This window comes from Oceanimonas sp. AH20CE76, assembly GCF_039654065.1.
Taxonomy (GTDB): domain Bacteria; phylum Pseudomonadota; class Gammaproteobacteria; order Enterobacterales; family Aeromonadaceae; genus Oceanimonas; species Oceanimonas smirnovii.
In genome coordinates, this window is the sequence record NZ_CP155481.1 from 184,775 (window position 1) to 210,812 (window position 26,038).

The window sequence follows — 26,038 nt, forward strand, 5'->3', positions numbered from 1 at the left end:
TTACTCTGTAAACCTATCGTCACAGGGGCAGCCGGCAGGCTGCCCCTTTTGCGCTCTCAGTACACATCTTCCCGGTATCGGCCTTCCGCCTTGAGGGTCTGCACATCCAGCCCCAGGGGAGCCATTATCCGGTTTAGTGTCTCCGCGACGCTGTTGGTAAATCATCATAAGCCGAGAGATCGCTGTTTTCACTGAATTCCACTTCCAGGCTGCGAATACGCAGGGAAGCCGGTGCATATTTCGCTTCTATCCGGTTACCGTGCCGGTCCCGGCCCTTGACCTCATAGCAGCCGTCATCCACTTTAATGCGGTGCACCTGCCAGCCGTGCTGCTCCACCATCTGGCGCAGGTTTTCACGGGGCTGCCAGTCTGCAACGGCATCGTGACAGTCGTCATCGGCATGGGCGCTGCCGGCGGCCAGCATCAGAGCCAGGGCGGTTGCGCTCAGGGAAAGATATTTCATGGTCTGTCTCCTTCTGGTGTCTTGTTTCAGTGTGCGCTGTTTTCCTGACAGACACCTGAATGTCATAAAAATGTGTGCTGATATTCGGTAATAACGGACAGCTTCAGCCGGCTGTCAGCCAAACGCGATATGCTTGAAGCAGACAGAGACCGACAGCGGGAAGAATCCATGCGTATATTACTGATTGAAGACAGTGCCGGACTGGGAGAGGCAATACGGGATCAGCTTGCCGATGATGGCCATGCGGTAGACTGGATGCAGCAGCTGGCACCTGCCCGTGCCTGTATCAGGACCACGGAATATGATCTGGTTCTGCTCGACCTGATGCTGCCCGACGGTGCCGGGCTGGACTTTCTGCGCTGGCTGCGGGCATTACCTGTCGGGACGTCGGGAGCTGTTACTCCCGTGATTATTCTGACCGCCCGGGATCGTATTTCCGACAGGATTGAAGGACTTAATGCCGGTGCCGACGACTATCTGGTCAAGCCGTTTGATCTTGCCGAACTGACCGCGCGTATTCATGCCGTGACCCGGCGTTACCATGGTCACTCTAACCCGCGGCTGCAGATAGGCGATCTGGAGGTGGATCTGAATGAGCACGCCGTCTGGCGAGCAGAGCAGCGCATTGAGCTCACCGCCCGTGAGTGGGCACTGCTGGAGGCGTTTCTGCAACGGCCCGGAACCCTGTTGTCTAAGACACAGCTGGAAGATCATCTCTATGCGTTTGGTGCTGAAATTGAGAGCAACACCATAGAAGTATATGTCAGCCGGTTACGCAAACGTCTGGGGCGCGGGCTGATTGAAACAGTGCGTGGCATGGGCTACCGGCTGGTACGGCCATGAGTGGTTCCACCAGCCTTCAGCGCCGCCTGGGCCTAGGTCTGACCCTGGGCGTGTCTTTATTGTGGTTGCTGGCCACCCTGGCATCCGGGGTGGTGGTACGTAACGAGCTGGATGCGGCCTTTGACAGTGCCATGGAAGAAACGGCCCAGCGCATACTGCCGCTGGCAGTGACTGAAATTGTAAACAGAGAGCTGCCGGGCCTGTCGCAGCAAATTGCCATGCTGCGGCCGCATACCGAAATGCTCAGTTATCTGGTGCGTGATGCCAGTGGCACAGTGTTGCTGCAGTCTCATGATGTTAACCCGGCGCTGTTTGCCGCGCGTCCGGTAATCGGATTCCGTACCTCGGACAGTCATCGTATCTATGGTGAAGCTGCGGTGAGTAATACCATTTTTATTGAGGTGGCGGAGCCGCTTGCGCACCGGCAGGAAACGGCGCGGCAAGCGGTGATGGCGCTGCTGGCACCATTGTTACTGCTGATCCCGCTCAGTCTTGCCGGTATCTGGCTGTGGGTGCGCAGCAGCCTGCGCCCTGTGCTGGCTTACAAAACGGCCATTGAAACCCGCGGAGCAGGTGATTTGTCACCGGTTACCCAGATAGCGCTGCCTGAAGAGATTGAGCCGGTGGCACAGGCTGTGGATCAGCTGATGGAGCGGCTGCGCCGGGCGCTGGAGTCGGAACGCAGCTTTACCGCCAACAGCGCCCATGAGTTGCGCACTCCGCTGGCCGCCGCGCTGGCTCAGGTACAGCGGTTGCGGCAGGAAGCACCGGAAACTCAGTGGCAGCAGCGAATTGATCATATTGAGGCGTTACTTCAGCGGCTGGCGCGCCTGTCGGAAAAGCTGATGCAGCTGGCCAAGGCAGAAGGCGGAGCCTTGCTGGCCACCGAGCCGCATAACGCTGTGGCTGTTATCAGGCTGGTGGCCAGTGAGTTCCGGCATGATCCGGCAGGATGGCGTCTGCAGCTGGAGCTGCCGCAGACGGGTGCTGTGATGACCACACTCGATATGGATGCGGTTGCCATTCTGGTGCGTAACCTGATTGAAAACGCGCTTAAATACGGTGATGAGACGCAGCCGGTCAGGGTCAGTCTGTCGAGTGAGGGAAGGGTACGAGTCAGTAATGGCGGCCCGCCGGTGCCGGCGGATCAGCTGGCCGGACTGACCGCCCGCTTTGCCCGTGCTGCGGGGGCTCATGTGTCCCGTCCGGGGGCCGGCCTGGGACTGGCCATTGTGGATGCCATTGCCAGCGGTGCCGGCACTCGCCTGGTGTTGTCTTCACCGGCACCAGGACAGTCCGACGGCTTTGCTGCCGAAGTCATGCTGCCCGGTATTATGCCCCCCACTGATGCTCGCCAGAGCGTGCCTTGGATCACATAATTGCTAACAATTTTTCTGTTTTTTGTGACTCAAGCACCTGCCTGAAAGCATGGTATATCGACGATTCAGAATGCCTTTCATCCTCTAAGTTTTTTAAACTTTTGATTTTAATGACCTTAATTTTCTGTCCGATTACTTTTAGTACGCACTTCTCATGTCAACCAAACCTGTCTAAATGATTAACGCATCACTCACAAACAAGTTTACAAATCGTTAACGATGGTTCCATAATTAAATTGTTAACGATTTATCAGGTTTGCTGTAAACAAGGAGTCAGTATGCGGATCAAGATTATCAACCCCAACACCACTCGAGCGTTTACCGATGCGCTGCAGCGACTGGCCGACAGCGTGGCCCGTCCCGATACCCAGGTGCTGGCGGTCAGTCCGGCCAGCGGTCCGGCCTCTATTGAAGGCTTTTACGATGAAGCGCTGGCGGTACCCGGTGTGCTGGAAGAAATCGCCAAAGGAGATAGGGAAGAAAATATTGATGCCTATGTGCTGGCCTGCTTTGGCGACCCCGGCCTGTATGCTGCCCGGGAGCTGACCGACAAGCCGGTGCTGGGCATTGCCGAGGCAGCTTTTCATATGGCGAGCATGGCCGGCGCTTGCTTCAGCATAGTCACCACGGCTCCCCGAGTGCGCTTTATGACTGAGCATCTGGTCAGCCGTTACGGCTTTGGCGAGCACTGCAGCGGCATTCGTACCACACCCATGCGAGTGCTGGATCTGGCTGAATCGCCGGACACTGCCATTGCCAAGGTGATTGCCGAGTGCCGCAAGGCCATGGCAGAAGACAAGGCAGAAGCCATAGTGCTGGGCTGCGCCGGTATGTCCGCCTACCGGGAATATATCGAACAGGAGATCGGCATTCCGGTGATCGATGGCACAGTGGCCGCACTTAAACTGTGCGAAGCCATGGTGGACATGAAACTGGGCACCAGCAAGGTGCTGACCTTTAACTGGCCACGCCCCGAGCTGGCCATGCCGGGCAAGGGGCTGAAAATTGCCTGAGCTTGCTCGTAACCGCCCGGCCATGATGGCCGGCGTATGAATGAGGGCGGCAGTGCCCTCCCGTGACGGAATACCGAGGACTAGACTATGGCTATTCAGAATATCAACAGCGAAGCCGCCATTCCCATGAGCACCGGCAAGGCCCAATCGGCTCAGACTGCCGGCAACGACAAGAAAGCCGGTGAAGAATCTCTGGCCCCCCAGAAGCATCGTATTATGGGCCGCCTATCCTACCTGCTGGCCTGGTTCGGTGGCTGCGTGTCGATCGGCACCTTTACCATGGGCTCCAGCATTGTTGGCACCCTTAACCTTACGCAGGCGGTGGTGGCCATTGCCATTGGTTGTTTTGTGATCGGTATTGCTCTGGCGCTGAACGGTGCCGCCGGTTACAAATACGGCATTCCCTTTATGGTGCAGGCCCGGGCCGCCTTTGGCTTTTCCGGCACCCGTTTTCCCGGACTGGTACGGGCGGTGCCGGCCATTGTCTGGTACGGCTTTCAGAGCTGGATAGGGGCGGGGGCGCTGAACGCGGTGTCGGCCACCCTGTTCGGATTCGACAATCTGGTGCTGTTCTTTGTGCTGTTCCAGTTTCTGCAGATTGGCCTGTCCATTTTTGGCTTCCAGGGCATCAAGTGGCTGGAAAATATTGGCAGCGGCTTTATTCTGCTGGCGCTGGTGTACATGTTCTGGAGCGTGATCAACCGCTACGGCGACGAAATCACCGCCAACCTGGTGAACATGGAAGGCACCTGGGGTGTGCCCTTCTGGGGCGCGACCATGCTGTTCCTCGGCATTTACAGCACCATGATGCTGAACGTGAGTGACTACTCCCGTGAGCTGAAGGAAGGCACCAAGCCCGGCCTGCTCACCATCATCTATGCCATGTCCATTCTGCCCTGCACCCTGTTTATGGGTCTGATTGGCCTGATGGTGTCCGGTGCCACCGGCGTGTCCGACCCGATTCAGGTGTTCTCCAGCGCCGTGGACAATACGCCGCTGCTGGTGACCACCCTGCTGTTTATCGCCTTTGCCCAGGTCACTACCAACGTGCTCAATAACGTGGTGCCGCCCACCTACATTCTGATGGACGTGTTCAAGCTGAAGTTCCGCACCTCCACCATTCTGGTGGGCCTGCTGGCCTTCTGCACCTTCCCCTGGGAACTGGTGAAGGAAGAATCTTCCGCCGGCCTGCAGCTGTTCGTACAGACCTACTCCGCCTTTCTCGGCCCCATCTTTGCGGTGATGGTGGTGGACTACTTCATTCTGCGCCGCCGCAAGCTGGATATTACCAAGCTGTATGACGAGAACGGTCCTTACAAGGGCGTGAACTACGCCGCCGTGATTGCCGCCCTGGCCGGTGCCCTGGTGGCCCTGACCTTCTCCTCGGTGTCCTGGTACGCCAGCCTGATCCCGGCCGGTGTCACCTACTACCTGCTGATGCAGTACTGGCAGCCCTGTCAGCGTTTTCGCAACTAAGTCATTCAGCTCCGCACATCAGCTGCGGAGCTGTTTTTGTTTTTATCCCGGGAGAAAAAGCATGGATGACAAGCAACTTGAAATAACCCATCACGATCCGCTGCTCTATAACGAAGATTTGGCTCCGCTCAAGCACAAGGACCGGCATTGGGGCTGGTTTGAAATTTTTAACGTCTGGTCCAACGATATTCAGAGTCTGTTTGGCTACACCCTGGCGGCGTCGCTGTTTCTGAGTTACGGCCTGAACGGCTGGGCGGTGATGGCAGCCATTATTCTGGCCGGTTTTATTGTGATGGTGCTGGTGAATTTAAGCGGCAAGCCCAGCGTCAAATACGGCATTCCCTTTCCGGTGATGATTCGGGCCAGCATGGGGGTGCGCGGTGCCAATTTTCCGGCGCTGCTGCGGGCCATTATCGGTATCTTCTGGTACGGAGTGCAAACCTACTTTGCTTCTACCGCCGTGACTCTGTTACTGACAGCGCTGTTTGGTCAGAGTAACAGTGAATTTCTCGGTATGTCGGGTACCGCCTGGCTGTCGTTTATGCTGGTCTGGGTATTTCAGATAGCTCTGTTCTGGCAGGGTATCGAAAAAATCACCGTGTTTCTGAACTGGGCCGGGCCACTGGTGTATGCGGTGATGCTGGTGCTGATGCTGGTAGTCTGGTATCAGGCCGGTGATCAGCTGCTGCCGGCCGTGGCGACCATCTTTGATGGCGGCGGTGATTATCAGGGCAGTGACGTGGCGGCTTTTTCTGCCATTGTCGGCACCATGGTGGCCTATTTTGCTGCCGTTGTGATCAACTTTGGTGACTTTACCCGCTTTGTGCGCAGCGAGCGGCAGATGAAAATTGGCAACTTTGTGGGGCTGCCCCTGAATGTGGCCTTCTTTTCCTTTATTGCGTTGATCATTACGGCCGGCACTCTGGTGTTGTTTGGTGAGGCACTGACCAACCCTGCAGATATTGTGGACCGGGTTGACTCTTTGCCTCTGACCATTGTGGCGGCGCTGACTTTCTTTGCGGCGACCGTGGGCATCAACCTGGTGGCTAACTTTATTCCGCCGGCCTATGACCTGGCCAACCTGTTTCCAAAGGTGATTAGCTTTCGCATTGGTGGCCTGATCACTGCGGTGGTTGCCTTCTTTGTGGGCGGACTCTGGGTGGCAGTGATTAGCCAAATGGGGATTTCCGGCTTTGTGAACGCGCTGGGGGCCATTGTGGCACCTTTTTACGGCATTATTGTAGTGGATTACTACCTTATTAAACGCCAGAGCCTGAATATGCAGGAGTTGTTTTCACGGGATCCCGAGGGAGCCTATTTCTACCAGAGCGGCTGGAATAAAAAGGCGATGATTGCCTTTGCCATGGCCGCTGTGTTCTCCGTTGCAACTGTCTGGGTACCGGCGCTCAGTGATCTCAATGGTTACGGCTGGATGATTGGCGCAGCGCTTGGCGGTGTTTTTTATTACTTGCTGGTACCAAAGCCCAAGCGTCAATACTGACAAGGCGGTCTTGCCGGCTAATGACCCCTTGTTATGATGGAGATGATCCATACATGTTTTTTTCAAGGTTCTGAGTCATATGCCTGAAGTGGCGAAAACATTAATGCTGATCAACCCCAATTCCAGTGAAAGCGCCACGGCAGCCATGGTGGCGCTGGCCGGACAGGTTGCGGGGGGCGGTGTGCAAGTGCAGGGCCTGACCAATACGGGAGTGCCGGCCCTGCTGACCACGCCGGCCGAGATCAGGGCGGCCACTGCCGGTGTGCTTGAGCTGGGCACAGCAGCGGCTGCCAAAGGCTCGGCAGCACTGATGATAGCGGCCTTTTCTGATCCGGGACTGGCTGAACTGCGTCAGCGTGTGAAGGTGCCGGTAGTGGGCATTGCCGAGTCGGCCTATCTGGCTGCAGCCCGTGAAGGGCGGCGTTTTGCCATTGCCACTATTACTCCCGATGCCGAGCTGCTGGCTTTTTTTAAACACAAAGCCATGACGCTGGGTCTGGAGCAACAGTTTTGCGGCACTCGGGTAACAACCGGTGATCCCACTGAGCTGGTGATGTCTTCCGACAAACTGGATCATGCACTGAGTGAAGCGGTATGCCAGGCGGTAGTAAAAGACGGAGCGGACGCTGTCATCATTGGTGGAGGGCCGCTTACCGGTTCAGCATTAAGGTTGCAGCCTCACTTTGATATTCCCCTTGTAGTACCTGTACTTGCTGCTACCCGGGCAGCGGTAATGGCTATTAATAAAGAGAGTTTTTAACGAACGAAAACAAGATTGTTGACAATAAAAAGCCATGTTAACCTGAAGTTAAATGGCCGCAGAGCACAAAGGACAAATCCATGAATAATAAAAACAAGGATCTGGATAAGGTATATCAGCGTATCTGGGAGGCGATCGTTGCCCACAAGCTGTTACCGGGTACCCGGCTGAAGGAAGAAGAGTTGTGTGAGACGTTTGGCTTAAGCCGGGGGTTTGTGCGCAAGCTGCTGCTGCAGCTTTCTTATCACAAGCTGGTGAACCTGGTGCCCAACAGCGGCGCTTTTGTTGCTGAGCCGACGCCGGAAGAAGCCAGAGATATTTTTCAGGCGCGCCGGTTGCTTGAAGCCGAGCTGGTACGGGAGCTGGCGAGTAAGTGTACTCTGCGGGAGAAAAAGCTGCTGCAGGAACATTTGCATAAAGAACATCAGGCGGCAGAGCAGGGGGATCAGAGTCTGCGCATTCGGCTGTCCGGCGAGTTTCATCTGCTGATTGGCAAACTGGCCAACAAGCCTGTGCTGACCTCCTTTCTGCATGAGATCATTCCCCGCTCATCACTGATTGTGGCCCTGTATCAGCAGCCAGGTGGCGCGCGCAAGGGGCATCATCATGCCGGCCCTTCCTGCAGCGAGCATAACGACCTGCTGGCCGCCATTGCCGGGCACCACACAGAGCGGGCGGTGCAGCTGATGATTGATCATCTCAACGAGATAGAAGCCCAGCTGCAGCTGGAGCCTCCCACCGAAGAAGACATTAATCTCAAGCATATCTTTGCCGATCTGTAGGGCTTGATCGTGATGACCGGCGGTCTATGATGCCAACTTACTGATTTTATTAAAAACGTTACAGCGGCCTCACCGGGCCGTTGTTTTATATGGGAGCAGGCATGATGGCCGATTTGGATTATCTGAAAACGAGCATTGATCTGGCGCGGGACAACGTAGCCAAGGGCGGCCAGCCCTTTGGTGCCGTGCTGGTGAAGGACGGCAAAGTGCTGGCGGAAGGGGTAAACCAGACCTATGTTGAGCATGATCCTACCGCCCATGCCGAAATTCAGGCGCTGCGTAATGCTGCCCGCACTCATAAACAATCATTGTTTGCCGGCAGCACCATGTATGCCAGCGGCAAGCCCTGCGCCATGTGCATGGCCGCCATGATCCAGGCCGGCGTATCGCGGCTGGTGTATTGCGCTGGCGACGACGTGGGCGAGGGCTATGGCTGGTCTACCGAATATCTGTATCAGCGTATGCAGCAGCCCTTTGGTGAGCAGGGCGTGGAAACCCTGCACCTGCCGCTGGACGAAAAAACCGCCGTGTTTGACCTGTGGCAGGAAAAGCACGGTTATGGTGCCAATGAGCATATCAAGCAGGATTAACGCCGGCGTGGCTACTGCCGGCAGGTGTTATCGCAGGCACTGATCAGCCGCTCGGCCAGCAGCTTGCTGTGGGCCGAGAGTTTATCCTGGGCGTGCAGGGTCAGCTCCAGATCCGGCACGTCCGGCAGGCCATCGGCCTCGGAGAGAATGCGGTGCTTGGTGGTCACCAGCCGCCGCGGCAGCAGGGAAATACCAAAGCCGGCCTCCACCGCACAGCATACCCCCGACAGGCTGGTGCTGACATAGGCCAGCCGCCAGCTGCGGCCCAGCCGGTCAAAGGTGTGGGCCATTTCGCCCCGGTAAAGACCACCGATGGGAAAGGTGACCAGCGGCACCGGCTGACTGGCCAGGTTGTTGCTTTCCAGACTGTCTATCCAGCACAGCGGCTCGGGCCAGCTGGCCATGCCCGGCACGCTGCCCGGGCGTTGCTTGACCAGCGCCAGATCCAGCTCGCCGCGCTGAAACTCCCGCCAGATATCGCTGCACAGGCCGCTTTTTACCTCCAGCCGAATGCCGGGATACTCGCTGGCAAAGGCCGCCAGCGCCGGCATGATGGCGTGGGTGGCAAAGTCTTCCGGCACCCCTAAGCGAATTTTCTGCTGCTCTATGCTCAGGCTGGTCTGGGCCACGGCTTCCTGCATTAGCTGCAGTATGCGCCGGGCGTAGTTGAGCACCCGCTCGCCTTCCAGGGTGGCGGTAATGTAGCGGCCCTTGCGGTTAAGCAGTTCGCAGCCAAGCTGGGATTCCAGCTTGCGTACCTGCTGGCTGACGGTGGACTGGGTAAGGTGCGTGCTGTCGGCGGCGCGGGTAAAACTGCCGGTATCCACCACGGCCACAAAGCTGCGCAGCAGCACGGGATCGAGTGTTGTCAGTTGAGTCATTTTTTCCTGGTAGTGGGAAGTCCACTGGGTATCATTGTATTATTTAATTTATAAATTATTATTTCATACACTACAATCCACGTGTTCAGCATTTAAGCAATATGGCGCCATGATAAGCTGCCGTGTTGCTCTCGTTGGCAAATGTCCAACCATCAAGCATAAAGGACAAAGTAATGGCCCGTAATACCTATTATGCCCCCAAGGGCGGTCTGCCCCCGCAGACTCAACTGATCCACGATCGCGCTGTCTTCACCGAAGCTTACGCCGTTATTCCGAAAGGCGTAATGAGCGATATCGTCACCAGCTTCCTGCCGTTCTGGGACGAAACCCGCCTGTGGGTGATCGCCCGTCCGATGAGCGGTTTCTCCGAGACTTTCTCTCACTACATCATGGAAGTGTCTCCCAACGGTGGTAGTGACAAGCCTGAGCTGGATGCCGGTGCCGAAGGCGTTATCTTCATCGTTGAAGGTGAAATGACCCTGACTCTGGAAGGCAAAGAGCATCACATGGAGCTGGGTGGCTACGCCTACCTGCCGCCGGGTGCCAACTGGACCGTGAAGAACAACAGCGGTGAGCCGGTACGTTTCCACTGGCTGCGCAAGGCCTACGAATTTGTAGACGGCATCGACGTGCCGGAAGCCTTTGTGACCAACGAGAACGACATTGAGCCGACTTCCATGCCGGACACCAATGACGTTTGGGCTACCACCCGCTTCACCGATCCGACCGACCTGCGTCACGACATGCATGTTAACATCGTGACCTTCCAGTCTGGTGGTGTGATTCCGTTCGACGAAACTCACGTAATGGAGCACGGCCTGTACGTGCTGGAAGGTAAAGCCGTTTACCACCTGAACCAGGACTGGGTTGAAGTTGAAGCCGGTGATTACATGTGGCTGCGCGCCTTCTGCCCGCAGGCCTGCTACGCCGCCGGCCCCAGCCGCTTCCGTTACCTGCTGTACAAGGACGTGAACCGCCACATGGTGCTGAACTCGTCCCCTGCTTACCGCGGCAACCGTCGCTAAGCAGCAGCTGGAACGATAAAAAAGGCAGCCTTCGGGCTGCCTTTTTGTGTTTGGAGCGAGGCACCAGTTGTCTATGGATGCCGCAAAGCGAAGCAGCAGCGCGGTTGCACTCTGCCGACACGCTTCTAGCCCATCCATGGGGCGCTCGGCACATGCCGTCCTTGGCATGTGACGGTCGGCTCCGGCAATCCACGCTGCTGCTTCGTGATACAAAGCGTTGCCTGATAGATATGGTCAGCCGGCTCTGTGGTCATGTAAGGAAGGCCTGAGGGCGTCTGCTTCGCCGCACCCTCTGCGCCAGGGATGGCGCAGCGGAGCCCCCAGGGAGGGGTTCACGGCGAGTCGGCGAAGTAGTGCCCTTGGGACGACGTGGTGCACTGCGTTTCAGATAACGAACATTGCACGGTATTTAAGCGAAGAGCTCACGCCTTCAGCAGCCACTGCTGCAGCTGGCCAAGGGACGTCACTTCATGGTGGGGAGTAATGCCTGCAGGGGTGAGCTTGCCCTGAGTGTTGAGCCAGCAGGTGTGCAGGCCAGCGTTGAGGCCGCCGAGAATATCGGAGTGGGGGTTGTCACCCACCATCAGCACCCGGCTGCGATCGGGGTTACCCATAAGCTCCAGCGCATGCTCAAAAATGCCCGGATCGGGCTTGGCCACGCCCACCTCTTCCGATACTACCAGAGGTGAAAAAGCATGCTCCCAGCCGGCGCGCTGCAGCCTTGCCTGCTGCATGGAGGCAAAACCGTTGGTAATAATGCCCAGCCGAGCTCTGCCTTCCAGCCCGGCAATCAGCTCACTGGCACCGGGCAGCAGGGTGCACACCTCCACCATGGTGTTCATAAAGGTCTCGTTCAGGTGTTGTGTGGTCACCGCCAGCCGTTCGGCCCAGAGGGCAAAACGGCGATGGCGCAGCTCTTCGGCATCAATATCACCATTCTGATAAGCCACCCATAACGGCTGATTCTGAGCCTGATAGTGTGCAAAGGCACTTTCATCGAAGTTAACGCCAAATTCGGCAAAAGTACGCTTAAGGCCGCCAAATGCATCGAAATGAAACAAAGTGTCATCGGCGTCAAACAGTATCCAGTCGTAGCGCATCTAATCAAAACTCCAGAGCAAGTTGCCGGCAGAAGACGCACAGTGTAGAAAGTCCGTCAGGTAAAACTCAATAGTTACAGCAAATTATGCTTAAATGCAGCTATTCGTTATAGCGAGGTAAAAGCATGGAATTGTCGAGCTGGCTGGCCCTGGCGGCCATCTGCATCATGGGTGCCGTGAGTCCCGGCCCCAGCCTGGCGGTGGTGATGCGCAATACGGTGCGCGGCGGCCAGAGCCACGGTGTGCTTACGGCGCTGGGCCATGGCCTGGGAGTGGGGCTTTATGCTTTGATCACCGCCCTGGGGCTGGCGCTGCTGATCACCCGCAATCCGCTGTTATTCGATATTATTCGCTACGGTGGTGCCGCCTTTCTGGCCTGGCTTGGCATCAAAGCCTTGCTGGCGAAGCCACAGCCGGCAGTTACAGGGGAAAGTGGCCATGTCGTACGCGGCCGGCAGGGTGCTTTTGAGGGCTTTATGGTGGCCTTTCTTAACCCTCAGCTGGCCATTTTCTTTGTGGCCCTGTTCAGCCAGTTTGTGCGCGCCGATACCGGCTGGCAGCAGGGTGGCATCATGATGCTCACCGCCGGCGGCATTGATGCGCTCTGGTATGTGCTGGTGGCCTTGTTGCTGTCTCGCGGGCCTGTGCTGGGCTGGCTGCGTGAAAAGTCATTTATAATAGACAAGCTCAGTGGCCTGGTACTACTGGTACTGGCGGTAAAAGTGGTGCTTTAGCAGGCTAAAAATAAATGCTCTTGTTGTGTGCTGGATCAAAGTTTGGTAGCCTTTCGCGGTCAAAAAAACAGCCTTTGTGCTCTGTGTCACTGATTTAATAACAGATAGAACCAACGGAAACAGCCCTTGAGCCCGATGTTGCACCTGCCCATAGCCGAGAGATGGCACGACCTGGCGTCGTTGTCGCGATCTGGTATGGACGGATTTGGTGTGCTTGGTGCCCTCATGATGCTGGAGCTGGTGGGTGACTGGCTGCTGAGCTGGACCGGCCTGTCTGCCGATGTGTTTGAATATCAGGCACAGCTGGCAGATCTGCAGCCCCTGGATGCACTCAAGGCACTGCTGTGTACTTCCTTGCTGGTCTTTGCGCCGCTGTTGCTGCAATGGCTGTTGCTGTTGCTGCATTTATTGCTGCAAACCTTTAACTGGCCCCGGCTCACTCAACGCAAACCCTGCTTTTCTGCTTCAACCAAGCCGCGCCGTGCTCTGTTAAAAGCGCACAGTTGTCGCGCGCCACCTGTTTTCCCCTGCGGAGTCTGACAGTCTGACGACGTAACCATTACGTCCGTTTTGTCTGCGTCATTCTTCGCCATCGGGTCATACCCGAAAGTTCCAATATGGTCTTGCCGATAAGCGGCAAGCTAGACCCATAGGAATAGGGGAAGGTTTCCTTTGTTTATTCGAAAGTTAGTTAACCTGCTGCTGGCAGGGGCGGCGTCCTTTGCGCTGTCCGGCTGCGAAGGCGGCGTGCTGGATCCCAAGGGCCAGATCGGTGCCGATGAAAAGTACCTGATCATGGTGGCTACCGGCCTGATGCTGCTGGTGGTGATTCCGGTGATCGTTATGACCTTGTTCTTTGCCTGGAAATACCGGGAAGGACGCAACGAGGCTTATGCTCCCAAATGGTCTCACTCCACCAAAATTGAAACCGTGGTGTGGATAATTCCCGTCATTATTATCGTAATTCTGGGTGTTATTACCTGGCGCTCTACTCATGAGCTGGACCCGTATAAAAAGCTGGACCATGAGAAAGAGCATCTGGTGGTGCAGGTGGTGTCACTGAACTGGAAGTGGCTGTTTATCTATCCGGAGCAGGGCATTGCCACCGTCAACGAGCTGGCGTTCCCGAAAGACGTGCCGGTGGAGTTCCGCATTACCTCCGACACCACCATGAATTCCTTCTTTATTCCGCAACTGGGTGGCCAGATCTACTCCATGGCGGGCATGGAAACCCAGCTGCACCTGATTGCCAACGAGGCCGGTCGCTATGACGGCATCTCCGCCAACTACAGCGGCGAAGGCTTTACCGGCATGAAGTTTGACGCCATTGCCACCGAAGACGAAGCCGGCTTTGACGCCTGGGTGAATAAGGTGAAAACGAGCGAACACACCCTCGATATGGCGGCCTACCGGCAGCTGGCCAAACCCAGTGAACACCATCCGGTGGAATACTTCGGCGATGTCAGCCCGAATCTGTTCCACAACGTTGTGATGAAATTTATGCAGGACCATCACCCCATAAAGGGCGATGCGCATTCCCAGCATCATTCAGCCAGCACCATGACGGAGGCTGAGAAATAATATGTCGTTACTAGGTAAACTCACACTTGACGCCGTGCCCTACCATGAGCCCATTATCATGGTGACCCTGGGCGTGGTGGCCATTGCCGCCGTGGTGATCGCCTTCCTGATCACCCGTTATCAGAAATGGGGCCTGCTCTGGCGCGACTGGATCACGTCGGTGGACCACAAGCGACTGGGCATCATGTATATCGTGCTGGCCTTTGTCATGCTGATCCGCGGCTTTGCCGACGCCATCATGATGCGGGCCCAGCTGGCACTGTCTACCAATGGTGCCGACGGTTATCTGCCACCCGAACACTACGACCAGATCTTCACCGCCCACGGTGTCATCATGATCATCTTTATGGCCATGCCCTTCATGATCGGCCTGATGAACATAGTGCTGCCGCTGCAGATCGGTGCCCGCGACGTGGCCTTCCCCTTTCTGAACAACCTCAGCTTCTGGCTGGCGGTGTCCGGTGCCGTGCTGGTGAATATCTCCCTCGGTCTGGGTGAATTCGCCAAGACCGGCTGGGTGGCCTATCCGCCGCTGTCGGAGCTGGACTTCAGTCCGGGCGTGGGGGTGGATTACTACATCTGGGCCTTGCAGATATCGGGTATCGGTACCCTGCTCACCGGCGTTAACTTCCTGGTGACCGTGTTCAAAATGCGAACGCCGGGTATGAAGCTGATGCAGATGCCGATCTTCACCTGGACCTGCACCTGGGCCAACATTCTGATCGTGGCGTCCTTCCCCATCCTGACTGCGGTGCTGGGCATGCTGACCCTGGATCGCTACCTGGACTTCCACTTCTTCACCAACGCCGCCGGCGGTAACGCCATGATGTACATCAACCTGTTCTGGGCCTGGGGTCATCCCGAGGTGTACATTCTGATTTTGCCGGCCTTTGGTATCTTCTCTGAAGTGATCTCCACCTTTACCGGCAAGCGGCTGTTTGGCTACAACTCCATGGTCTATGCCAGCGGTGCCATTTCGGTGCTGGGCTTTATCGTGTGGCTGCACCACTTCTTCACCATGGGCTCCAGCGCCAACGTCAACGCCTTCTTTGGCGTCATGACCATGATCATCGCCGTGCCCACCGGGGTGAAGCTGTTCAACTGGCTGTTTACCATGTATCGCGGCCGCCTGCGCATTACCGTGCCTGTGCTGTGGACCTTAGGCTTTATGACCACCTTTACCATTGGTGGCATGACCGGCGTGTTGCTGGCGGTACCGGGAGCCGACTTTGTGCTGCACAACAGCCTGTTCCTGATTGCTCACTTCCACAACACCATCATAGGTGGTGCCGTGTTCGGCTACCTGGCAGGCTTTGCCTTCTGGTTCCCGAAAGCCATGGGCTTTCATCTCGACGAAAAGCTGGGCAAGGTGTCCTTCTGGTGCTGGCAAATCGGCTTCTACGTGGCCTTTATGCCGCTGTATGTGCTGGGCTTTCTGGGCATGACCCGTCGCCTGAACAGCACCGACAACCCGGCCTGGAACTTCTGGCTGTACCTGGCCGCCGTGGGCGCTGTCTTCATTCTGATCGGTATTCTGGTGCAGTTCTACCAGCTGTATACCGCCTTCCGTGATCGCGAAGCGAACAAGGATCTGACCGGCGACCCCTGGAGCGGCCACACCCTGGAGTGGTCCACCAGCTCTCCGCCCCAGTTCTACAACTTCGCCAAACTGCCCCATGTGAGCGATATCGACGCCTTTACCGACATGAAGGAAAAGGGCATCGCCTATCAGCCACAGAGCAGCTATCAGCCCATTCACATGCCCAAGAACACCGCCTGTGGTGTGCTGATTGCCGCCGCTGCCACTGCCGCCGGCTTTGGTGCCATCTGGCATATCTGGTGGATGGTGATTGCCGGTCTGGTGGCCAGCTTTGTTGTCTTCCTGTGCCGGGCCTATGACACCGACACCGACTATTACGTGCAGCCCGACGAAGTCGAGCGCATTGAGCAGGCACACCTGCGTAACGTGATGAAGGAGGCCTGATGGAAGCCGTATCCGTTGATCTCAAACAGGTGCATGAGCACCACGAAGAAGAGCACCACGACACCGGGGGCAATACCCTGTTCGGTTTCTGGCTCTATCTGATGACCGACTGCCTGCTGTTCGCCTCGGTGTTCGCCACCTATGCGGTGCTCTATATGAACACCGCCGGCGGTCCGGGTGGCCGTGAGCTGTTCGATCTCAAGTTCGTGGCGGTGGAAACCGCGGTGCTGCTGGTTTCCAGCATCACCTACGGCTTTGCCATGCTGGCCGGCCACAACCACAAGCGGGGCCTGGCCCTGCTGTGGCTGCTGGTGACCTTTGCGTTGGGTGCCACCTTTATCGGTATGGAGCTCTATGAGTTCCATCACCTGATTGAGTCTGGCAATGGTCCGCAACGCAGCGCCTTTCTCACCTCCTTCTTCACTCTGGTGGGCATGCACGGTCTGCATGTGACCGCCGGCCTGGTGTGGATGCTGGTGCTGATGGTGGAGCTGATGACGCGGGGCACAGGCCCCCGTACCCTGACCCGTCTGGGCTGCCTGAGCATGTTCTGGCACTTCCTCGACGTGGTGTGGATCTGTGTGTTTACCGTTGTGTATCTGATGGGGGCAATGGCATGAGTCATAACCATGACGCTGTGGATCACGGCAGTGTGAAATCCTATCTCACCGGCTTTGTGCTGTCGGTGATCCTGACCGCCATTCCGTTCTGGGCGGTGATGACCGGGCAGCTGAGCCCGGGGGCGACCCTGGGCACGGTTGTGTTGTTGGCCATTGTGCAGATAGTAGTGCACCTCAAGTACTTTCTGCACCTGAGCTTCAAGCCCGGCAGCCGGGAAAACACAGTGGCATTCCTGTTCTCCGCCCTCATTATCGTGATGGTGGTGGGCCTGTCGGTATGGATCATCATCAGCTCCAACGAAATGATGATGTATTAAGACGGTGTTCCGGCCCGGGCAACCGGGCCGGATACAGGCATAAACACGCGAACAAGGGGTTCATCCCAAGGGGCATTTTATGATTCGGCCTTACCTCAAGGTCACCAAGCCGGGCATCATCATGGGTAATCTGATCTCGGTGGCCGGCGGCTTTTTCATGGCCGCTCGCGGCGATATCGACTGGTCGCTGATGTGGGCCACCGTTATCGGGCTGTCGCTGGTGGTGGCCTCCGGCTGTGCCGTGAACAACTGCATCGACCGGGATATTGACGCCCGCATGCGCCGCACGCGCAACCGGGTGACCGTGACCGGCGAGCTGGCGGTGCGCACCGCGCTGGTGTACGGGCTGGTGCTGGGGGGGCTGGGGTTCGGTCTGCTGGCCTGGTTCACCAACACTGTGGCCACCGGCTTTGCCGCCTTTGGCTATGGGGTATATGTGGGCCTGTACAGCCTGTGGCTGAAGCGCGCCTCTGTGTACGGCACCCTGGTGGGCAGCCTGTCCGGCGCTGTGCCGCCGGTGGTGGGGTATTGCGCCGTTACCGGTCAGTTTGACGCCGGTGCTGCCATTTTGCTGCTGATGTTCAGCCTGTGGCAGATGCCCCATTCCTACGCCATCGCCATTTTCCGCTACGAGGATTATGCGGCGGCCAGCATTCCGGTACTGCCGGTGGCGAAGGGAATGGCCAGAGCCAAGCGGCAAATCGTGCTCTACATTGCGCTGTTCTGCCTGGTGACTGCTCTGTTGCCGCTCAGTGGTTACACCGGTCTCACCTTTATGACGGTGGCCTGTGCCACCAGCCTGTGGTGGCTGGTGATGGCCTTTAACGGTTATCGCCGGGGGGCCGAGGAGCTGGGCTGGGCCCGCCGTGTGTTTGTGCTGTCCATCATTACCATCACCGCCATCAGCGTGACCATGGCGCTCGACTTTCGGGTTGCGCCCGACGCCTGGCTGGCGATGAATTTTTAAGCTTTTACCGGTTCTCTCCCATTTGGCCGGAGTAAGCAGCGTTACTCCGGTCCTTCTTTTGTTCTTGTCTCTCTTTCTGCTCAAGACATCTGGCTGCTGATACACTCTGGCAATGGTATTGTGTTGCACAGGTGAATTTGAATGCTGAGACCCCGCACCACACCGTCCCGTCTGTTGCATCAGCATCAGCCGCTGTCCGGTGACGATATTGGTGTTCTGTGCTGGAACGCCCAGAAACTGACCCAGGATGCCCGTTTTCATCAAAGCATTACCGATCTGACGTTACTTTACCCGACCAGCTTACTATTGCTACAAGAGGCTCGACTGGCACCCATGGGGGAAACCTGGCTGGAAAGCTGGTCCTGGGCTGCCGCTCCCAATATGCAGACCCGCAAGCAGATGTTTGGTGTGCTTACCGCCGGACGCTGTGCCTTTAATGATGTAAAGCCTTTACTGACTCAAAGCCGGGAGCTGCGCTTTGCCACTCACAAAAGTTTGATCCTCACCCGTCATCCACTGCCTGAGGATGAAACCCTGCTGGTGGTCAACATGCATGCGATTAACTTTGTTCATGCGGGGCTGTTTCTTAAAGAAATGGAGCAGGTGCGTATTGAGCTGCTGCACCATACCGGACCACTGATTGTAGCCGGCGACTTTAATGCATGGAGTCGGCAGCGGCGCTTGTATTTGCGCCGTTTTTGCCGGGCGACGGGGTTACGTCAGGCAGTAATGGACAATGCCCATTATGTTAAGACGTATCTGCACCAACCGCTGGATTTTATCTTTTATCGGGATCTTAAACTGCGTTCGGCGACAGCTATCGATATGCCAACCGTATCGGATCATAATCCTATTTATGCGCGATTTTTGCTTTGATGTCGCAATTTGACGACAAAATACATGATTTTGATGAAGAATTGCCAGTAAATTGTTAGTTAAAAAAGTAACTTTTTTGCATTGAATAATTCTGTGTCAGAACCTGTCTCAGAATAATCCACTTTTTTGTCTGGCAGGTCAGGTTGTTTCTGCGGAATATAGTAACACTCATGATGGTACCAGGGCTCAGTATGGTGGCTCTGTAGGGTACCAGGCTCAAAATGGTCTGGGGGCTGTGGTGGCCTATGAAAACAAGCGGGAAGCTGATCCTAACAGTGATGTCAGCAATATGGCGGTGGGCCTGAGCTATAGCACACCCGATGGCTTTTATGCCGCCGTAACCCGGGGGCGCACCGACTTTCAACGTAACTGGCAGGTTTTTTCTCTTAAAGAGAACCGTGTTTACAGCATGCGCCGGGTAGATTACTGGGAATCAGTTGTTTCCTATTCCCGTGAAAAAATGGCGTTTGGTGTGGGTTACAGCCGGCAGAGCATGCGTGAAAATGCGCACCTGCACTGGGTGGATGAATATATTTTCGCAGCCGAATATTACCTGATGCCCAAAGCCAAGATTTATGCAGAGTTTATGCTGAACAAGATGGACGATCAGGACAACCTCTACGGCGTGGGTCTGCAGTATTACTTCTGATCCAGAGCGCAAGTCGGCCAAACGGCCAACTTCACGACACGCTTCAAGTACTTCCATGTAATGCTCGGCAAATGCATCTGACCGCCATGGATGGCGGGAATGACGAAAATGCAGGAGCAATTTTCGGCCATGGCATTTGATCGGTCGTGAAGCTGCTCCCTTTGCCCTCCTTTCGAATATTGGGAGAGCGAATTAACCCAGAATAATATGGGGCAGATAGCGGGACAGATCCTGAGTAATGGGACTGGTGTCTTCGCGCATGGCAATGCCGGCGGGGGCATCGTCTACCAGCCAGCTGCCTACCAGAGCATGGCGGCCACCAAACACCGGCAGCGGATGCCAGGCCTGATAAATAAAGCCTTCCTCGCCGTAGGGGCCGTCCACTTCAGCCACCACCTCACCGTGGTGCACTATGCGTATATTGGCGCCTTCCCGGGAAAACAGCGGCTTTTGCACATATTCATTCAGCTGAAAACGAGCAGGATCGTCGCCGAAATAGGCGGGAAGAAGGTTGGGATGGCCGGGAAACTGCTGCCACAGCAGCGGCAGTAACGCCTTGTTGGACAGCACTGATTTCCACATGGGCTCCAGCCAGTTGACCCGGCTGGAGGCAAGGTGCTCGGCGTATTCTTCCTCAAACATAAATTCCCAGGGGTAGAGCTTGAACAGCCAGTCTATGGTGTTGTCATGGCTGTCGGTGAGCCAGCCACCTTCCCCCAGGCCTATGTCTTCCACAAACACAAAGGCGGTGTTCAGGCGGGCTTCCTTTGCGCAGTCTTCCAGATACTGCACCGTGCCTCTGTCTTCTTCGGTGTCTTTGCAGCAGGCAAAATGCAGGGTCTGGCCGGCGTAATCCGGTGCTAGGGCGCGAAAACGGTTCACCAGCCGCTCCTGCAACAGATTGAACTGATCCGCGTCCCGCCGCAGCCGGCCGGCATCCACATTGTCTTCCAGCCAGAGCCACTGCCAGAAGGCGGTTTCAAACAAACTGGTTGGGGTGTCGGCGTTGTTTTCATAGAGCTTGGCCTGACCCCGGCCGTTATAGGCCAGATCCAGCCGGGAATAGAGGCTGGGATCCCGCCTGTGCCAGGAGTCGGCCACTTCCTGCCAGCGCGCTTCAGGAATGCCACAACGGCGCAGCAGCTGTTCGTCCCGCACTACTCTGTCTACCACTTGCAGGCACATTTGATGCAGTTCGGCAGTGGGGTCTTCTATGTCCTGCTCTATTTGCTTCAGAGTGAACTGGTAATAGGCGGTTTCATCCCAGTAGGGTTCGCCATACATGGTATGAAAGCCAAAACCCAGCTGCTCAGCCAGCGAGCGCCAGTGCGGGCGCTCGCTGTGTGCCACTCTCAGCATCAGCCGCCCCAGCCCCGGGAGCGGCTGCTTGCGCGTTTGCTGCTGCTCCAGCTGCTTTTGGCCTGAGCCGACGAGCCAAAGCCTCCCCGGGAAATGGTGCGGGTGACCTTGGGTTTGGGCTTGAGCGCTTCCCGGCTTACCGGCATGCGCTTGCCGTAACTGGCCTTGCCCAGCCGGTAACCACCGGCTGTGGTCCAGTGCCCATAGTAGGGCGAATAGGGGTTGCGTGAAGTATATACAGGGTGATGAATATAGCGGTTCTGGTCCAGCAGGCGGCCAAACATAAAGCCGGCCATGGCGGGCATAAACCAGTTGTTGCCCTGATATTGATAGGGCACACAGTTGCCGCCGCCAAAGTCGGCTTCACAGTCGTGCTCGCGGTTATATTTGGGTGCGGTATCGGCCGACTCTGCCAGCGCCTGCTGATAGGCGGCCCGGCATTGCTCGGCCTGCTCCGGATTGGCATTGCTGCAGTCTTCCGGCGACTGATATACCTGCACTTCCGGATCTTGCTGGCCGCAGGCGGTAAGCATGACTGAGCCGGCAATGGCAGCACTCACGGGTTTGCCAATGCGCTGCGTCATGCTGGTCAAGAGCTGGCGTCGGGAGCGTTTCATATTGCCTCCTCAGTAGGTGATGCAGGCAGCGTTGAGCAGGCCCACCGCCACCGACAGACCGCCCACTACGGCACCGGCCGAGACCTGGCCGTCATTAATGCGTTCGGCCACCTTGGGCAGAAACATCAGCCGCACTATCACAAAGGCCAGCAACTGGGCCACCAGCGCAACCACACCCCAGACGGCAAAGTCGAGCAGTGATACCGAGTTGGCAGCGGCACTGCCTACTGCCAGCGAGAAGCCCACAAAGGCACCCACCAGCGCAATGGCGGCAGCCAGGTTGTGATCTTCCTTGATTAACCGCCATTCGTCATAGGGGGTTACCAGCACATACAGCCACTTGAACAGCAGCAGCATGATGATGGACATGGCGAAATAGAGCAGAAACGGGCCCAGGCCCGCAAGAGAAGTTAACAGAGCGTCCATGAATATCCTTTTATTCCGTTTTGAAAATCACGATTCGTTTTTATCGGCATACTGTTGGATTCAGCTTACAAAGCGCAAATCCGTCGGCCCCAGGTCGATACCGGTGGCCAGCACCAGGCTGTGTTCGGCCTGATTGCCGGTGATTTTTTCTTCGCCGGCCACCATCAGTATTTCGGCGTCATCGTTGTCCAGCGCGCGCTCATAGAGCATCACAAACTGATCGGTATCGCTGCGGCTGCCATTCTGCAGCCAGGTGGTCTCGGTCATGGCCACGGGCTTTGTGTTGTCCCATGCCTTGCTGAACACTCGACCGCCCAGATCCCACTCGGGCTGCACCAGTTCCGTTTCCAGCAGAGTATTCCAGGCCTTGCTGCCGTCTACCGGTGTGGTGCGATAAAAATACCAGAGCTTGACTTCGGTCACGCAGTCGTCTGTGGTGCCGCCGCTCAGCAGCACCTGCACAAAGCCGTCGTCGTCGGTGTAAAAGCGCAGCAGCTGGTGGCTTTCATCTAGTATCACCCGGCCGACTGCCTGAATAATCTGAGTGCTGGCGGCCCCTTCAAAGGTGACCTGACTTTCAAGCAGCGACAGCCGCAGGGCGTCCAGCTCAAAGCCGCCGCCCAGGCGCAGCCCCAGCACCTCCGGGGCCGGCTCTGTCTGGGGAGCCGCCGGCTGTATTTTCTTTTTCAGCCAGTCAAACATATTACTTGCCTAAAATGCGGGACAGCTCGTCTTCGGCTCCCGCCGACTGGCTGCCGGTAATGCCGGCGCTTTTCAGCTTCTGCTCCAGGGCATCGCCGCTTTCGGTGGCGGCGCGCTCGGCGGCCACGTCCAGCTCGGCCTGACGCTGGGTCTGTTTCTGCTTGATGCGATCCAGCGACTCCACCGCTGTCTTCATGCGGGAGTTGGCACCGGTATGGCGGGAAGAGACCGCCGCCTGGGCCTTTTGCACGCTGTCGGTGGCCTTGACCACATCCAGTTGCTGCTCCAGCTGGCGCAGGCGGTTTTTGGCGGCACTGATATTGTCTTTCAGTGTGCTTTCAGAGGCGGTGAACTGATCCAGATAGGACTTTTCTGCATCCTGCTCGTTTTTCAGCTCGCTCACCCGCTGAGCGCATTCCAGTGCCAGCTCGCGGTTTTCCTTGGCCATGGCGGCCCGGGCATGGTTCTCATAGTCGGCGATGCTGGCGCTGATGGCGTCTACCTTCTGCTGGGCCAGCTTGCGTTTGGCCATAATGCCGGTGAGAGACTCGTCGGAGCGGCGCAGCTCCTGTTTGGCCTCGCGAATTTCCTGCTCCAGAATGCGCAGGGCCTGGCTGTCGGCCACGGCTTCAGCGGCCTCGTTGGCACCGCCCTTGATGGCGGTGACCAGTTTTTTCCATACGCTCATGAGGTTACTCCTTGCAGATGGTCCTGATAGAGCTCGAGAAAGGCTTCGGTATTGCGGAACAGGGTTTCCACTTCTATTTGCACACTTTCTTCTTTTGAGCCAGAAGACAGTGCACCAAAGGCAATGTAGTAGTCGTCACCGTTAATGTGGCTGATGCCCACTGTGGTCAGCGGAAACAGCTGATGGGTGCGAAGGATGGTGTCGTTCAGAGCTGCCGCATCGGTGACCACGCTGGCAGGAAACAGCAGGGTTTCGGCAATAATCTGCTCGCCGGAGACCGCCAGAAAAGCGTCCAGCCCTTCTTCATTGGTGATCAGCAAAGAATCATTTTCCAGTGAGCACTGCCAGCCGTGGCGCTTGGCCAGCAGGTCGTGCAGTTGTTGTGGGGTCCAGGACATGAGTCACTCCGTGTTGTTTGCGCCATAACCCAGACAAGATAGAACAAAGATGGTTCCAAAAACCAGCTTTGGCGGAGAGAAAGCAGATAAAAAACGAGAGCCATAAGGCTCTCGTTCAAGTGATGTCAGGAGGCACTCTCTGTAGATGCCACCTTGCTGCGCGGTGCCTGAGTCACAATGCCCTGCTCATAAGCCATGGCATGGGCCATACGCGGGCCGGTCCAGAGCACTGGCAGCAGCAGCAGTGACACAGGGGCTGCGGTGATCACGATAAAGGACTGCAGCGCATTGATGCCGCCTTCGCCCATACGCAGCAATACCGCCGCCACCAGACCCATGGTGAGGGCCCAGAAAATACGCTGGCGGGTGCGCGGGGTGTGGTCGCCGCTGATGGCCATGGCAATGGAATAAGCCATGGAATCACCGGTAGTGGCCACAAAAATCACCGTCAGCACCAGAAAAGCAGGCACCATCAGCTCGGCCAGAGGCAGCTGCTGAGTCACTGCCAGCAGCGCCGCGGGCAGACCGCTTTCCTGCAGCGGACCCGACACCACGCCGGCTGCGGCCTGCTCGTAGAAAATGCCGGCACCGCCAATGCTGGAGAACCAGAAGTTGGTGACCAGCGGGGCCATCACCGCCACTGCCATCACCAGTTCGCGCAGGGAGCGGCCCCGAGAAATGCGGGCAATAAACAGCGCCATCATGGGGCCGTAACCAATAAACCAGCCCCAGAAAAACAGGGTCCACCAGCCCAGCCAGCTGTCATCCTGCCGGTTCAGCGCCATGGGCATAAAGTCCTGCAGATAGATACCCATGCCGTTAAGAAAGGCATCAATAATGAAGTTGCCCGGCCCTGCCAGCAGAATAATGGCCAGCAGGATCACCGCCAGTACCACGTTGGCGCTGGACAGCCACTGAATGCCCTTTTCAATGCCGGTAGACGCCGACAGAGTGTAAATGGCCACCAGACCACCCAGAATGGCCAGCTGCAGACCATAGTTGTTCTCCCAGCCCAGCAGCGCCTCAAAGCTGAAGCCCAGCTGAGTAGCCAGAAAGCCAATGGGGCCTATGGTACCGGCGGCCACCGCAATAATGGACACCACATCGGCCATGGTGCCCAGCCAGTGGGTTTCCACCTTGTCACCCAGCAGCGGATAGAGCAGGGTGCGCGGGCGCATGGCCAGGCCTTTGTGATAATGCGCATATACCACTACGATGGCAGAGAGAGTGCCCAGGGCGGCCCATGCCAGAAAGCCCCAGTGCATAAAGCTTTGGGCCAGAGCGGCAGACACCTGGGACACACCCGATTCAGACTCCGCAAACAGCGGCGGTGTGGTCACATAGTGATACATGGGCTCGGCGGCAGACCAGAACACGCCGCCACCGGCCAGCAGGGTACACATGATCACCGCCAGCCAGCGAAAGGTGGAGCTGTCGGGGGCGACGTTACCGCCCAGACGAATATCACCGTAGCGGGTCAGGCCAAGCACCAGGGCAATCACCAGGTTGGCCAGCATCCACACCTGCCACAGAGGGCCGAATACATCAATGGTCCAGGCAAAGCCCTGGTTGATCCATTGGGTCATCTGTTGCAGGTCAAAAAAGGCGAGAACTACGAAGAGGAGCAGGAAGCCGCCACTGAGGCCGGCCACCAGCCTTTGTTCATTAAGGCTGAGGTTGGAAACTTTCATCAATTCACTTTGTTCAATGCATGAACGCGCCAATTGTACAGAAAAGGCGCTAATAAGTGAAATTTAATTAGAATGCAAAGTAACCATCTGGCATGGCTTAGTACGGCAAGATCCCTTAAAAAGCCGAGGAAAATGCCGGTAACGCCTGAGTATAAGGTGTATTTTACTTTCTGACTGAAGAGTTAGATCAGGTTCTTTTCCATGGAAATATGCACGATACCCGCATCAAGAAATTCGTCTCCGTAAGGTGTAAATCCCAGCTTTTGGTAAAAGCCGGTGGCATACTTCTGTGCCCCCAGATAAACCCGTTTCAGGCCTTGCCGGCCGGCTTCATCTACCAGCGCCTGCACCACTCTGGCCCCCAGCCCCAGACCACGAAATTCCTTGCGCACGGCAATGCGGCCTATATGGCCGTCCTTCAGCATGCGACCGGTGCCGGCCCATTGACCGTCTATGCTCAGCAGCACATGAATGGCAGCATCATCCAGACCATCATATTCCAGCCCGGGATCAATGCGCTGCTCTTCGATAAAAACCGTATTGCGCACGGCACGAATGGCCGGCTGATGTTCGTTATCAAAGGATACAAGCTGAATATGCATGGCAGTCTCCACAG

General features: G+C 56.8%; 29 protein-coding genes. 18 read left to right on the forward strand and 11 right to left on the reverse strand.

The genetic code is table 11. The features are described from left to right. Positions 1-133: 133 nt before the first annotated feature. Entirely contained in the window at positions 134-463 is a 330-nt protein-coding gene (locus tag N2M06_RS00915; RefSeq protein WP_317075667.1) for a PepSY domain-containing protein, read from the reverse strand. A gap of 168 nt (positions 464-631) precedes the next feature. On the opposite strand from N2M06_RS00915, the gene N2M06_RS00920 reads away from it, so the two are divergent. The 8 genes from N2M06_RS00920 to N2M06_RS00955 all read left to right on the forward strand — a co-directional run bounded on the left by N2M06_RS00920 (position 632) and on the right by N2M06_RS00955 (position 8,807). Further along, positions 632-1,306: a response regulator transcription factor gene (locus N2M06_RS00920; RefSeq protein ID WP_346351321.1), complete on the forward strand. Its 675-nt coding sequence runs from the start codon at positions 632-634 to the stop codon at positions 1,304-1,306. Continuing rightward, positions 1,303-2,685, forward strand: coding sequence for an ATP-binding protein (locus N2M06_RS00925; protein WP_346351322.1), 1,383 nt, complete (start codon positions 1,303-1,305; stop codon positions 2,683-2,685). Before N2M06_RS00920 ends, N2M06_RS00925 begins: the two co-directional genes overlap by 4 nt. A 278-nt stretch (positions 2,686-2,963) precedes the next feature. Beyond that, positions 2,964-3,698, forward strand: a complete 735-nt coding sequence (locus tag N2M06_RS00930) for an aspartate/glutamate racemase family protein (protein ID WP_346351323.1) — start codon at positions 2,964-2,966, stop codon at positions 3,696-3,698. Positions 3,699-3,785: 87 nt separating this feature from the next. Further along, complete coding sequence (locus N2M06_RS00935) at positions 3,786-5,174, forward strand: NCS1 family transporter (RefSeq protein ID WP_346351324.1); 1,389 nt, start codon at positions 3,786-3,788, stop codon at positions 5,172-5,174. A 61-nt stretch (positions 5,175-5,235) separates the two neighbouring features. Beyond that, the gene (locus tag N2M06_RS00940; RefSeq protein ID WP_346351325.1) at positions 5,236-6,675 is read left to right on the forward strand and encodes an NCS1 family nucleobase:cation symporter-1; all 1,440 of its coding nucleotides are present in this window, start codon (positions 5,236-5,238) and stop codon (positions 6,673-6,675) included. Between the two features lie 79 nt (positions 6,676-6,754). Beyond that, a complete protein-coding gene (locus tag N2M06_RS00945) occupies positions 6,755-7,435 on the forward strand; it encodes an aspartate/glutamate racemase family protein (RefSeq protein ID WP_346351326.1) in 681 nt (226 codons plus the stop codon). A gap of 80 nt (positions 7,436-7,515) precedes the next feature. Next, positions 7,516-8,217: a GntR family transcriptional regulator gene (locus N2M06_RS00950; RefSeq protein ID WP_019934738.1), complete on the forward strand. Its 702-nt coding sequence runs from the start codon at positions 7,516-7,518 to the stop codon at positions 8,215-8,217. A 101-nt stretch (positions 8,218-8,318) separates the two neighbouring features. Further along, positions 8,319-8,807 (forward strand): nucleoside deaminase, encoded by a 489-nt coding sequence (locus N2M06_RS00955; protein ID WP_346351327.1) that lies wholly within the window; start codon positions 8,319-8,321, stop codon positions 8,805-8,807. 11 nt (positions 8,808-8,818) lie between these two features. Here the strand turns inward: N2M06_RS00955 and N2M06_RS00960 are convergent, their stop codons facing one another. Further along, entirely contained in the window at positions 8,819-9,688 is an 870-nt protein-coding gene (locus tag N2M06_RS00960; RefSeq protein WP_346351328.1) for a LysR substrate-binding domain-containing protein, read from the reverse strand. Between the two features lie 173 nt (positions 9,689-9,861). Here N2M06_RS00960 and N2M06_RS00965 point away from each other — a divergent pair, with 173 nt between their 5' ends. Continuing rightward, positions 9,862-10,713: a bifunctional allantoicase/(S)-ureidoglycine aminohydrolase gene (locus tag N2M06_RS00965; protein ID WP_317075658.1), complete on the forward strand. Its 852-nt coding sequence runs from the start codon at positions 9,862-9,864 to the stop codon at positions 10,711-10,713. A 422-nt stretch (positions 10,714-11,135) separates the two neighbouring features. Here the strand turns inward: N2M06_RS00965 and yjjG are convergent, their stop codons facing one another. Beyond that, positions 11,136-11,813 carry a pyrimidine 5'-nucleotidase gene (yjjG, locus tag N2M06_RS00970; RefSeq protein WP_346351329.1) on the reverse strand — a complete coding sequence of 226 codons (678 nt, stop codon included), beginning with the start codon at positions 11,811-11,813 and terminating at the stop codon, positions 11,136-11,138. Between the two features lie 125 nt (positions 11,814-11,938). On the opposite strand from yjjG, the gene N2M06_RS00975 reads away from it, so the two are divergent. From N2M06_RS00975 to N2M06_RS01015, 9 genes are all read left to right on the forward strand, one after another. Then, positions 11,939-12,547 carry a LysE family translocator gene (locus N2M06_RS00975; protein ID WP_346351330.1) on the forward strand — a complete coding sequence of 203 codons (609 nt, stop codon included), beginning with the start codon at positions 11,939-11,941 and terminating at the stop codon, positions 12,545-12,547. 135 nt (positions 12,548-12,682) lie between these two features. Further along, a complete protein-coding gene (locus N2M06_RS00980; protein ID WP_040614562.1) occupies positions 12,683-13,087 on the forward strand; it encodes a hypothetical protein in 405 nt (134 codons plus the stop codon). 132 nt (positions 13,088-13,219) lie between these two features. Next, positions 13,220-14,128 carry a ubiquinol oxidase subunit II gene (gene cyoA, locus N2M06_RS00985; RefSeq protein WP_346351331.1) on the forward strand — a complete coding sequence of 303 codons (909 nt, stop codon included), beginning with the start codon at positions 13,220-13,222 and terminating at the stop codon, positions 14,126-14,128. A gap of 1 nt (position 14,129) precedes the next feature. Then, positions 14,130-16,112 (forward strand): cytochrome o ubiquinol oxidase subunit I, encoded by a 1,983-nt coding sequence (cyoB, locus tag N2M06_RS00990; protein WP_346351332.1) that lies wholly within the window; start codon positions 14,130-14,132, stop codon positions 16,110-16,112. Beyond that, positions 16,112-16,732, forward strand: a complete 621-nt coding sequence (cyoC, locus tag N2M06_RS00995; protein WP_346351333.1) for a cytochrome o ubiquinol oxidase subunit III — start codon at positions 16,112-16,114, stop codon at positions 16,730-16,732. Before cyoB ends, cyoC begins: the two co-directional genes overlap by 1 nt. Further along, a complete protein-coding gene (gene cyoD / locus N2M06_RS01000) occupies positions 16,729-17,049 on the forward strand; it encodes a cytochrome o ubiquinol oxidase subunit IV (protein ID WP_019934748.1) in 321 nt (106 codons plus the stop codon). Before cyoC ends, cyoD begins: the two co-directional genes overlap by 4 nt. Positions 17,050-17,128: 79 nt before the next feature. Next, on the forward strand, positions 17,129-18,016 hold the full coding sequence (gene cyoE / locus N2M06_RS01005) for a heme o synthase (protein WP_346351334.1): 888 nt from the start codon (positions 17,129-17,131) through the stop codon (positions 18,014-18,016). A 141-nt stretch (positions 18,017-18,157) separates the two neighbouring features. Next, positions 18,158-18,892, forward strand: coding sequence for an endonuclease/exonuclease/phosphatase family protein (locus N2M06_RS01010; protein ID WP_346351335.1), 735 nt, complete (start codon positions 18,158-18,160; stop codon positions 18,890-18,892). A 130-nt stretch (positions 18,893-19,022) separates the two neighbouring features. Further along, positions 19,023-19,541, forward strand: coding sequence for a porin (locus N2M06_RS01015; protein ID WP_346352142.1), 519 nt, complete (start codon positions 19,023-19,025; stop codon positions 19,539-19,541). Positions 19,542-19,733: 192 nt separating this feature from the next. Here N2M06_RS01015 and N2M06_RS01020 read toward each other — a convergent pair whose 3' ends face one another. The 8 genes from N2M06_RS01020 to N2M06_RS01055 all read right to left on the reverse strand — a co-directional run bounded on the left by N2M06_RS01020 (position 19,734) and on the right by N2M06_RS01055 (position 26,024). Continuing rightward, a complete protein-coding gene (locus N2M06_RS01020) occupies positions 19,734-20,900 on the reverse strand; it encodes a glutathionylspermidine synthase family protein (RefSeq protein WP_346351336.1) in 1,167 nt (388 codons plus the stop codon). Next, a complete protein-coding gene (locus N2M06_RS01025) occupies positions 20,900-21,517 on the reverse strand; it encodes a DUF1190 domain-containing protein (RefSeq protein WP_019934754.1) in 618 nt (205 codons plus the stop codon). Before N2M06_RS01025 ends, N2M06_RS01020 begins: the two co-directional genes overlap by 1 nt. 9 nt (positions 21,518-21,526) lie before the next feature. Then, complete coding sequence (locus tag N2M06_RS01030) at positions 21,527-21,943, reverse strand: DUF350 domain-containing protein (protein WP_019934755.1); 417 nt, start codon at positions 21,941-21,943, stop codon at positions 21,527-21,529. 60 nt (positions 21,944-22,003) lie between these two features. Next, positions 22,004-22,645 carry a YjfK family protein gene (locus tag N2M06_RS01035; protein ID WP_346351337.1) on the reverse strand — a complete coding sequence of 214 codons (642 nt, stop codon included), beginning with the start codon at positions 22,643-22,645 and terminating at the stop codon, positions 22,004-22,006. Position 22,646: 1 nt separating this feature from the next. Then, positions 22,647-23,333, reverse strand: coding sequence for a PspA/IM30 family protein (locus N2M06_RS01040; RefSeq protein WP_346351338.1), 687 nt, complete (start codon positions 23,331-23,333; stop codon positions 22,647-22,649). Then, positions 23,330-23,731: a YjfI family protein gene (locus N2M06_RS01045; protein WP_019934758.1), complete on the reverse strand. Its 402-nt coding sequence runs from the start codon at positions 23,729-23,731 to the stop codon at positions 23,330-23,332. The genes N2M06_RS01040 and N2M06_RS01045 overlap by 4 nt, the downstream gene beginning before the upstream one ends. A gap of 125 nt (positions 23,732-23,856) precedes the next feature. Beyond that, positions 23,857-25,422, reverse strand: a complete 1,566-nt coding sequence (locus tag N2M06_RS01050) for a BCCT family transporter (protein WP_317075645.1) — start codon at positions 25,420-25,422, stop codon at positions 23,857-23,859. Positions 25,423-25,604: 182 nt separating this feature from the next. Continuing rightward, complete coding sequence (locus N2M06_RS01055; RefSeq protein ID WP_019934760.1) at positions 25,605-26,024, reverse strand: GNAT family N-acetyltransferase; 420 nt, start codon at positions 26,022-26,024, stop codon at positions 25,605-25,607. Between the last annotated feature and the right edge of the window lie 14 nt (positions 26,025-26,038).